Source organism: Streptomyces sp. TAA486, assembly GCF_000426165.1.
Window position 1 is genome coordinate 489,372 of record NZ_AUEV01000003.1, and the last position, 10,758, is coordinate 500,129.

Genomic DNA, 10,758 nt, shown 5'->3' on the forward strand with positions numbered 1-10,758 from the left:
CGTCAGTCCATGACGACGGGAAGGATGCCGACCGAAAAGCGGATGTAGTCGTCGGAATAACCGAAGGTGGAGCCGGGAATGCCGGCAAGGCCGGTCTTCTCAAGGACGGAGAAGCAGTCCTCACCCGCCCTGAGCCTGCTCCAGTTGTAAATGGTCGCGTCGTCGTCGAGATAGATGTGCTCAAAGAGTTGATGCTCCTTGTCGAATCGCTCCAGCTGCTGCCGCAGCCGGGAACGACGCAGCCGGTAGAACTCGCGGATCTTTTCGATCAACCGGGGATTCTCCCGGAAGAGGTCGTGGTAGGCCATGAAACGCAGCTGCCATTCCCCGGGAAGTGAACCCACGCTGTTCGTCCAGCTGGATCCCATGTTCCGGGCGAATTCCGTGTCGCCGAAAACGACCCAGCCGAATCTCTCCCCGGTCAGCGTGTGCGTCTTGGAGAAACTGCTCACATAGATCATCTGGCCGGCCACGTCGGCGGCCGACGTGAGGCCCCGCATGCGCGCCCGGTCCTCCTCGGGCCGGCCCGTGCCGACGTACGCCAGGTCCGCGAGGACGTACACGTGTCGCCCTTGCTGTGCGAACCGCCGTAACACGTCCTGCATGGCGGCGAGTTCGCCGGGCGAATACGCGAACGTGGTCGGGTTGTTCGTCACCGTCAGGTAGACGACGTTGATGTCCTGGTTCTCTTCGAGGTGCTGGGCGAGCAGCGGGCCGGTCAGCTTGAAACCGTCCTCGGCCCGGGTGTGGACCGAATGCAGCCGGTATCCGTAGGAGGCGGCCTGGAGTTCCGGCATGTTGAATCCGGGAGCGGCGAACAGGACCGCGCCGGGAGGCTGGGAGCGCAGTCCGGCAAGGTGCGCGAGACCTCGGAGGACCTTGTCGATGCAGTCCGTCGCACCCAGCCCCAGGGCCACGTGCTGTGCGGAGACCGACAGCCCCCACTGCTGCATCTCCTCGGCGAGCCGGCCGCGCAGGACCGGATTGCCCACACCGTGGATGTCGTAGACGCGCGGGTCGTAGCCGGCGGCGAGGAGTTCCCGTTCCGCGTCCAGCATCCGCGCCCTGAGCCAGTGGTAGCCCTCACCCGACGCGGCATATCCGTTGAGGTCCTCTCCCGGCAGGGCGATGCCGAGCTCGTCGCCCAGCATCCGGAAATCCTCGGGACCTCCCTCTTCCCCTTCGCACTCGGTGACGAGGCGCAGATTCACGTCACCGATGGTCCGGTTGACGATCTCCAGCCGGATGGCCTCCGGGGTGAAGTCGCGCTCCGCGCATTCCCGTTCGAGGTCCTGGACGATCCGCGCCATGACCCTGATGGGCGGCTCCGCACCGGTCCCCAGGCGGCCTCGGTGGCGTTGAAGGATTTCCTTGCGGGCCCGCCGGACGAGCAGGCGCTGCTCTTCGAGGGCTCCCCCGGCCCCGGGGGAGGAACTCTGCAGCATCATCAGTGGAAGACCTCCAGCTACGGATTCGCGAACGGCGCGCACTTGAACGGGGGTTCGGTGACCGCTTCGTCCCGGAGGGACGAGCCGGCCGGGGTGGGTCACGACCGCGTCAGCTTGTGCCGGATCCGCTGTCCCATCTCGCTGGTTCCGACGACCGTGCATCCCCCTTCGTGGATGTCCACGGTCCGGTAGCCCTCGCGGAGCACGTCCTCGACGGCCGCTTCGACGGCCGAGGCCTCCCGTGCCAGTCCGAGGGAATGGCGCAGGAGGAGCGCCGCGGAGAGAACGGCACCGACGGGGTTGGCCTTGTCCTGGCCGACGATGTCCGGGGCCGAGCCGTGAATCGGCTCGTACAGCCCGAACATCCCGGCCTCGGTGCGCCGGACCCCGAGGCTCGCCGACGGCAGCATCCCGATGGAGCCCGTGAGCATCGACGCCTCGTCGGTGAGGATGTCGCCGAACAGGTTCTCCGTGACGACGACGTCGAAGTCCGCGGGATTCCGGATCAGTTGCATGGCGCAGGCGTCGACGAGCATGTGCTCCCAGGTCACGGTCGGGTGGTCCCGTGCCACGCGCTCCACGATCTCCCGCCACAGGACGGAGGAGCTCAGCACGTTGGCCTTGTCGACCGATGTGACCTTCCTCCGGCGGTCGGCGGCGATCTCGAAGGCGGCACGCACGACGCGTTCGATCTCCTGCTCCGTGTACAGCAGGGTGTCGACGGCCTCCGCCTCCTGCCCGGTGCGGCGGATCTCGCTGGGCTTGCCGGGCACCGAGTCCAAGTGCCCGTAGTAGAGGCCGGCCGACAGCTCCCGTACGAAGATCATGTCCGTGCCCTTGAGGTACTCGGGCTTCAGCGGAGACGCCTCGTACATCGCCTCGACGGGCCGGACGGGCCGGAGGTTGGCGAAGAACCCGAATTCCTTGCGCAGGCGGAAGAGAGCCTGCTCCGGGCGGGGGCCACCCGCGCGCTTCGCTGCGGCGGGCAGGCCGCCGACGGCGCCGAAGAGTATGGCGTCGCTCTGCGCACACGTCTCGAACGTGGCGTCCGAGATCGCGACTCCTTCCTCCTCGATCGCGTCCAGGCCGACCAGCCCGCGGTGGACCGTGAAGGTGTGGTCGTACAGGTCCTCCACGGCACGCAGGACCTGGAGCGCCTGCGACGTCACCTCCGGCCCGACGCCGTCTCCCGGCAGCACAGTGATCGTGGCATTGCTCATCGGGTCAATACCTTTCGGACTGTTGCGGTTTCGAGTGCGCATTCGTCGCCGGACGTCGCGGAGCCGGCGGTTCCGAGCCGATGGCCGGGCATCACGCCTGCTTCTTGGGAGCCGAGCCCTTGGGCTTCGGGTGGAAGGAAATGAGCCGGTCGACGATGGAGCCGCGCCAGCAGACCATGTCGTGTCCGCCGGTGTATTCGAAGTAGTCGACCTCGTAACCCTTTTCCTGGAGGACGTCACGCATGTTCCGGTGCGTCGTCATCGGGTCGTATTCCATGATGGCCCGCTCCAGGCTCCCGATATCCATGGAGAAGCGGACGGGAAGCTTGGGACTTTCCGCGTACTGCTTCGTCATCCACTCGTCTTCGAAGTCGGGGTTGTCCTTCCCCGGCCACCAGAACGAGCCCGACTGTGAAATCACGTTGCCGAACCGCTCGGGCGACTTGAACGCCGAATACGCCGCCGCAAGGCCGCCGAAGCAGGAGCCGCCGAGAACGGTGCGCGCCGGGTCCGAGGTGATGTGGTAATTCTCGTGGAGCCAGGGCATCAGCTCCTGGACCAGGAATTCGTTGAAAGGCTGGTGACAGGGCAGTTCGCGGGCACGGATGTCCTGGTCCTCGTTGGTGTGCATGACCAGCACGTACGGAGGGATCCGGCCGGTGTAGACGAGGTTGTCCATGACGGTCGTGATGGACGCGAAGTTGTAGTACGACCACCCGTCGAAGAGGAGGAACACGTTGTACTCCTCGCACGCGGCGTCATAGCCGGGCGGTACGTACACGCTGATGTGGTGCTTGGTCCCCAGGATCGAGCTGTCCATGGAGTGCATGTGGGTCTTGCCCCTCGGCACCCCGCGGCGGGCGATGTTCCACGGCTGCTTCGGAGCACCGGGCAGCTCGAGCACCGACACCTTGAACGTGTTCGGATTGCCCAGGAGCGTGTAGTCGGCCGGGTTCAACGGGTCGGTCCGGTAGGCCGGGAGGCGCCCGAGGACCTCCGCGTAGGACGTGAACGGCACCATCGGGTCGTTGACCGAGAACAGGTAGGTCGTCCGCAGGTCCGAGGGCAGGAAGTAGGACTTGTACCAGAGATCGGTGCCCGGAAGGTTCTCCATCCGGTATTCACTGAAGTCCTCGTTGCTCGGTGCGCTGAAGAAGAGCACCAGGACGTTCTCGGTGTCGCCCGGATCCCGCCACAGGAAGGTGACCAGCGTCTGGGACTCGTCGTCCCCGACCTGTTCCATCAGCGGTGCACCGGACTCCGCGACCTCTTTCCACAGCTCGTCGAGGGCGTCGTGGTTCCCGGCCTCGACGGCCTGTGCCACTCGGGCTATTCGGGGACTCACGATGGATGTCTCCGGAGCGAACATCGTTGTTCTCCTTGTCCCTTGCAGGTGGGTTGGCGGTGAGTGACGCGTGGTGATGCTCAGAGCAGATCGAACAGCTCGTCCGCGTCCGGCTCTTCGCTGTCGCCCTCCTCGACGCTCTGGTCGATGACCTGCGCGAGTGCTTCGATCGTCCGGTTCTGGAAGACCGTGGGAAGCATCAGCGCGATGCCCCACCTGTCCTGGACCTCCGTCGCCATGGACGCCACAAGGAGTGAGTGGCCGCCGAGGTTGAAGAAGTCGTCGTGGATACCCACCCGTTCCACTTCGAGGAGGCTCGCCCAGAGTTCCGCGAGGACCTTCTCGGTCTCGGTTCCGGGTGCGACGTAACTTTCGCCGGCCTGCGCCTGCTGAATGACGTCCGACAGCGCCGGCAGCGCCTTCCGGTCCACCTTGCCGTTGGAGGTCAGGGGGAACTCGTCCAGCGTCACGAAGTACGCGGGCACCATGTATTCCGGGAGCCGTTCGAGGAGATGCGACCGAAGGTCGTCCTGCGCCGCCTCCTGGCCGGGCTTCGTCGTGAGGAACGCGGTGAGCCGCTTGTCGGCGGGTGTGGCCTCGTGCACGACGACCAGGCAGGACCGGACGGCCGGGTGATCGGCCAGTACGGCCTCGATCTCCTCGATCTCGATGCGGTAGCCCCGGATCTTGATCTGGTGGTCCTTGCGTCCCGCGTATTCGATGACGCCGTCGGCCCGGTACCTGGCCAGGTCACCCGTCGCGTAGAGCCGGCCCGGGCCGAAGGGGTTCGCCACGAAGCGCTCGGCCGTCAGGTCGGGGCGTCCCAGATAGCCGCGCGCCAACTGGACACCGCCGATGAACAGTTCGCCGATGACGCCGTCGGGCACGGGCGACATCGCGTCGTTCAGGATGTACAGCTGCGTGTTCGCCACCGGAGTGCCGATGGGGACGGTGGTGGCGCCCGGGATGTCCCCGCATTCCCAGAAGCTGACGTCGACCGATGCCTCCGTCGGCCCGTAGAGGTTGTGCAGCCGTGTGTCCGGCAGGGTCCGGAGGAACTGCTCCTGGACCTCGAGCGGAAGGGCTTCACCGCTGCACACCACGTGCCGGAGGCCCTGGCATCGCCGGCCCACGGTCTGCTGCTGCAGGAACGTCTGCAGCATCGACGGGACGAAGTGCAGGACGCCGATGCCCTGTTGCTCGATCAGCTCGGCCAGATAAGCCGGGTCGCGGTGGCCCTCGGGACGCGCGACATGGAGTTGCGCACCGGCGATGAGCGGCCAGAAGAACTCCCAGACCGACACGTCGAAGCTGTACGGGGTCTTCTGCAGGACGCGGTCGTGCTCCTGGAGCCCGTAGGCGTCCTGCATCCACAGCAGGCGGTTGCAGATGCCGCGGTGCGAGAGCATCGCGCCCTTGGGCCTGCCGGTCGAGCCCGAGGTGTAGATCACGTAGGCCAGGTTGTCCGCGCTCACCTCCGCGTCGACGGGCTCGGGGCTCGCATCGAGCCAGGAGGTGTCGTGACCGCCGAGCTCGATGAGCTCGATGCCCTGCCCGGACAGCAGGTCGGCAACGTCCTTGGTGCCCGGCTGCACCAGGGCGAGTTGCACCTGGGCGTCCTCGGCCATGAACTTCAGCCGCTCCGGCGGGTAGTCCGGGTCCAGCGGCACGTAGGCACCGCCGGCCTTGAGGATCGCGTAGAGGCCGGTGACGAGGTCGATCGAACGGCGCATGCAGATGCCGACCCGGCTCTCGGCGCCGACTCCCTGAGCGCGCAGGGTCCGTGCCAGGCGGTTGGCGCGCCCGTCCAGCTCGGCGTAGGTGAGCTGCTGGTCCTCGTAGGACAGCGCGACGCGGTCGGGTGTCCGGCGCACCTGCTCCTCGAAGAGCCGGTGCAGGCACGCGGGCCGCAGGGCCTCCTCGTCGTACGTGGCGTTGCGCGCCTTCAGGATCTCCGTCCGCTCGCCGGCCGGCAGCATCGGAAGCCGCTTGACGGGCGTCTGCGGTGCCGAGAGCGCCTCCTCGGTGAGGATCCGCAGGTGCTCGCCCAGTCCGGCGATCGTCTCCTGCTCGAAGAGGTTGGTGCTGTACTCGAAGTTGAACCGCAGCTCCCCGTCGCGCCGCTGGATGCTCAGGCCCAGGTCGAACTTGGCGACGCCGATGCCCGATTCCGTGACGTCGTGGATCCACGACGGCTGCGCCTGCTCCTCGGGCGCGTCCTCGAAGAGCTTGTCCAGGCCGGTGAACATCACCTGGAAGACGGGGTTGTAGCTGAGGCTGCGCTCCGGCTTGAGCTCCTCGACGATGCGGTCGAACGGCACCTCCTGGTGGCTCTGCGCCTCCAGGAGCTTCCACCGGACCTGCTGGAGCACCTCCGCGAAGGTGGGGTCGCCCTCCAGATCCACGCACAGCGCCACGGTGTTGACGAGGAATCCGATCAGCGGCTCGGTCTCGACCCGGCTGCGGTTGGCGACCGGGATGCCGATGACCACCTTGTCCTGTCCGCTGTAGTGCGAGAGCAGGACGGCGAACGCGCTCAGCACCGTGATGAAGTCCGTCGTCCGGTTCTCGCCGCTCACCTTCTTGAGCTGCTCGACGAGCTCCGGCGGCACGGAGGACGTGTGGTTCGCGCCCTGGTAGTTCTGCACCGCCGGGCGTGCGTGGTCGGTGGGCAGCGAGATCAGCGCGGGTGCGTCCGCCAGCTGCTCCTTCCAGTACGCCAGGTGCGGCCGCAGTCGTTCCTCCTGGAGCCACTGCTGCTGCCACACCGCGTAGTCGGCGTACTGGACGGCCAGCGGGGCCGGCAGCTCCGAGTCGCCGGTCGCGAGGGCGTCGTAGATCCGCAGCAGCTCCTCGTTGAGGATCCGCACGGAGAAGCCGTCGAAGATCGCGTGGTGCGCGCTGAACGCGAGGAGCGCCTCACTGTCGGAGAGTTGGACGAGCAGCGTGCGGAACAGCGGGCCTTCGGCGAGGTCGAAGGTACGGGTCCACAGTTCGCGTGTGAGGGCCTTGACCGCCTCCGGCTGCCGGTCGGCAGGCTCGGCCGACAGGTCGGCCTCCGCGAGAACGACGGTCCCGGTCCCGGCGATGGTCTGCCACACCCGTCCCCGGTCCTCCCGGAACGTGGTCCGCAGCGTCTCGTGACGCGCGATCAGCACTCCGAGCGCCTTCCTCAGCCGCGCCGGGTCGACGTCGGAGTGCCGGTGGAGCAGCCAGCCCACGGTGTACAGGGCGCTGTCCGGGTGCAGGCGGTCCATGTACCAGAGCCGCTGCTGGTCGAACGTCGCGGGAATGGGCTCGTCGCGTGACACGGGAACCAGGGGGATGGCGTCCTGCGGGTCCTGTTCCCGCAGCAGAGCGTCCAGTTCGACGGCGATCTGGGCGACCGTCGGCTGCTCGAACAGGACACGGACCGGCAGATCGGCTCCGAACGTCTGCTGGACGCGGGCCACGACCTTCACCGCGAGCAGCGAGTGCCCGCCGAGGGTGAAGAAGTCCTCGTGGACGCCGATGGCGCGGCGGTCCAGCACCTCCTCGAGGATCGTGGCCAGCAGGGCCTCGGTCCTCGTCCGCGGAAGCGCGCTCTCGGAGAGCGCCGGCACAGAGCTCTCCTCGGGCATCGGGAGCACCCGGCGGTTGAGCTTGCCGTTGCTGTTGAGGGGCAGCTCGTCCATGTAGACGAAGGCCGACGGGACCATGTACGACGGCAGTTGTTCCTTCAGGTGGGCCCGGAGGACGTCGGTCACGTCCGCGGTCTCCTTGTTGAGGGCCACGTAGGCGACCAGTCGCTTGGTCGAGCCGTCCGGCTGGGCGAGCACGGCGCAGCTGTGGACCAGCGCATGCTGGTCGAGCACCGATTCGATCTCGCCGAGCTCGATCCTGAAGCCGCGGATCTTCACCTGGTTGTCGATGCGCCGGACGAACTCGATGTTGCCGTCCGGGAGATACCGGACGAGGTCCCCGCTCTTGTAGAGGCGGCTTCCGGGCTCGCCGCTGAACGGGTCCGCGACGAAGTACTCGGCGGTGAGCTCGGGGCGGTTCATGTAACCACGGGTGACGCCGACGCCGCCTATGTAGAGCTCGCCGGGGACGCCCACGGGAACGGGCTGCATGTAGGCGTCGAGTACATGGAGCCGGACGTTGGTGATCGGGCGGCCGATGTGGATGGTGTCGAGGTTCTCGTCGGTGTGCGTTCCGGAGGCGAAGATCGTCGTCTCGGTCGGCCCGTACACGTTGAAGAACACGCGGCCGGGTGCCCAGGTCCGGATCAGGTCCGCGGAGTAGGCCTCGCCGCCGACGACGAGGTGGCGCAGATGCGGCAGGGAGTCCGTCGGCAGGGTGGCCAGCGCGCCCGGCGTGAAGTTCAGGCTCTCGATGGCTCGTTCGGCCAGTATGTCGTGCAGATCGGTACCGATCATGCGCGTGCCGCTGCTCGGGATGTGGAGTGTGCCGCCCGTCACGAGGGGCAGGAGGATCTCCCAGACGGAGAAGTCGAAGCTCAGCGATGCGACCTGAAGTACGTTCTGGCGCTTGTCGAAGCACGCGTTCTTGCGGATCCACGGCACCACGTGATGGATGCAGCGGTGCGCGACCATCACGCCCTTCGGCTTTCCGGTCGACCCCGAGGTGTAGATGATGTAGGCGAGGTTCTCCGGTGTGAGGGTCGTCGACGGTGCCTCGGTCGGCTGGGAGGCGACGGAGGACCACTCGGAGTCCAGGCAGAGGGTCCGCAGGTCTCCGCCCGGCAGCTTCTCCAGCAGGTGCGACTGCGTGAGGAACAGGTGCATCCCCGCGTCCTCGACGACGTACGTCATCCGGTCGAGGGGGTAGCGCGGGTCGACCGGGACGTACGCCCCGCCCGCCTTGAGGATGCCGAGCAGGCCGACGATGCCCTCCAGCGAACGCTCCAGGCACAGGCCCACCAGGACCTCGGGTCCGACGCCGTGGGCCTTCAGCCAGTGCGCGAGCTGGTTGGAGCGGGTGTCGAGCTGTGCGTACGTGAGCTGCCCGTCCTCGTGGACCACCGCGACGGAGTCGGGCGTCAACCGCGCCTGAGCGGCGACGAGTTCGTGCATATAGGTGTGGTCGATGTCCGACGTGGTTTCGGTACTCCACTCGTCGAGGATCCGGGTGCGCTCGACGTCGGAGAGCATGGTGATCTGCGCGAGGGGCTTCCGCGGCGAGGCGGCCAGCTCGCGGCAGATCTGCCGCATGTGTCCGAAGACGGCCTCCACCGTGCCCTCATCGAACCAGCGGGTGTCGTAGAAGACGTTGACGCCGAGGCGCTCGCCCACCGTGATCACGATGTTGAGCGGGTAGTGCGTCTGTTCCTGCGAGCTCATCTCGGTGAACTGCAGTGCTGCTTCGGTGTTTTCGTCCTCGGGGTAGTTCTCGAAGACGAAGAGGCTTTCGAACAGCGGGGCGCCGGCGGGCAGTTCACTCCACCGCTGCACGTAGCTCAGCGGGCTGTAGTCGAACTGGCGCATCTGCGTGTTCTGTTCCTGCAGACCCTGGAGCCATTCGAGCGAGGAACTGTGCTCGGGCAGTCGCACTCGCAGGGGCAGGGTGTTGATGAACAGGCCGACCATGCGCTCCACGCCTTCGACCTCGGACGGGCGTCCTGAGGTCACCGTGCCGAAGACGACGTCGTCCGTGCCGGCGTAGCGCCCCAGCAGCAGCGCCCAGCAACCCTGCAGGACGGTGTTGAGGGTGAGCCGGTGCTGCTGCGCGAAGTTCTGGATCTCGGTGGTCTCGGCCTGGCTGAGGAAGAAGTTCGTCCTCGCCTGCGGGGCCGGTTCCGCGGAGGTGTCGCTCTCGGTCTCCGGACGCTTCCCCGCGGCCAGCGGGGTGGCCTCTTCGACTCCTTGCAGAGCCTCGCGCCAGTAGCTCTCGGCCTGTTCCATGTCCTGGCGTTCGAGCCAGGACACGTAGTCGCGGTAGGGCCGGGTGGGCAGCAGCTCGATGTGCCGGCCCTGCGTGAGCGCGCCGTACCACTGGACGGCGTCGTTCAGGATGAGGCTGATGCTCCAGCCGTCGAGGATCGCGTGGTGAGCGCTCCAGACGAGCTGGTAGCTCTCATCGGCGGTACGGGCCAGAAGCATCCGCCACTGCGGGATGTCGTGGGGGGCGAAGCCCCGTCGGCGGTCCTGCTCGAGGTGGGCGTCCAGGCGCTGTTGCTGCTCCTCCGCGCTGTCGCCCCGCCAGTCCTCCATCTGAAGTGGGACGGGAAGATCGGCCCAGACCAGCTGGAGCGGTTCGCTGTCCTCCGTCGCCCAGAAACTGGTGCGCATGATCGGATGGCGGCGCATCACCTGCGCCCAGCTCTGCCGGAAGGCGTCGACGTCCAGGTCCTGGTCGATCCGCAGAATCAGCTGGACGTGGTAGATGCCCTCGCCCTGCGCGTACTGGCTCTGGAACCACAGGCCCTGCTGGATCGGAGTCTGCGGATAGCAGTCCTCCAGCGGACGCGGCAGCGACCCGGACTGCCACTCCGGCAGCGAACGCAACCGGCCGACAAGGTCGTTGATCTGCGTCTGCGACAGACCACTCAGCGGAAGGTCGGAAGGGGTGAAGCCCACCACCTCTGGGCGCTTGGCCTCTGCCGCAAGCCGACGCAGCACCTCCAGGGTGTGCTCGGCGACCTCCTGGACCGTCTCCTCCCGGTGAGCGGCCTCGCTGTAGGTCCACTCCATGTGCAGACGCCCGTCCTGCACCCGGCTGACGATGTCGATCAGATACGGACGCT

4 protein-coding genes are annotated in these 10,758 nt (G+C 67.1%); all 4 read right to left on the minus strand.

Going from position 1 to position 10,758, the window contains the following annotated elements; translation table 11 throughout:
• Positions 1-2: 2 nt before the first annotated feature.
• The 4 genes from I004_RS0108880 to I004_RS33055 all read right to left on the minus strand — a co-directional run bounded on the left by I004_RS0108880 (position 3) and on the right by I004_RS33055 (position 10,726).
• On the minus strand, positions 3-1,448 hold the full coding sequence (locus I004_RS0108880) for a pyridoxal phosphate-dependent aminotransferase (RefSeq protein ID WP_028435180.1): 1,446 nt from the start codon (positions 1,446-1,448) through the stop codon (positions 3-5).
• Positions 1,449-1,546: 98 nt separating this feature from the next.
• Entirely contained in the window at positions 1,547-2,668 is a 1,122-nt protein-coding gene (gene leuB / locus I004_RS0108885; RefSeq protein WP_028435181.1) for a 3-isopropylmalate dehydrogenase, read from the minus strand.
• 91 nt (positions 2,669-2,759) lie between these two features.
• On the minus strand, positions 2,760-4,037 hold the full coding sequence (gene fes / locus I004_RS0108890) for an enterochelin esterase (protein WP_078510950.1): 1,278 nt from the start codon (positions 4,035-4,037) through the stop codon (positions 2,760-2,762).
• A 56-nt stretch (positions 4,038-4,093) separates the two neighbouring features.
• Positions 4,094-10,726, minus strand: a complete 6,633-nt coding sequence (locus tag I004_RS33055; RefSeq protein WP_486579866.1) for an amino acid adenylation domain-containing protein — start codon at positions 10,724-10,726, stop codon at positions 4,094-4,096.
• Positions 10,727-10,758: the final 32 nt, after the last annotated feature.

Bases quoted from the DNA above. Each gene is read 5' to 3' on its own strand.
- I004_RS0108880 (WP_028435180.1), bottom strand. From the start codon at position 1,448: ATGATGCTGCAGAGTTCCTCCCCCGGGGCCGGGGGAGCCCTCGAAGAG.
- leuB (WP_028435181.1), bottom strand. From the start codon at position 2,668: ATGAGCAATGCCACGATCACTGTGCTGCCGGGAGACGGCGTCGGGCCG.
- fes (WP_078510950.1), bottom strand. From the start codon at position 4,037: ATGTTCGCTCCGGAGACATCCATCGTGAGTCCCCGAATAGCCCGAGTG.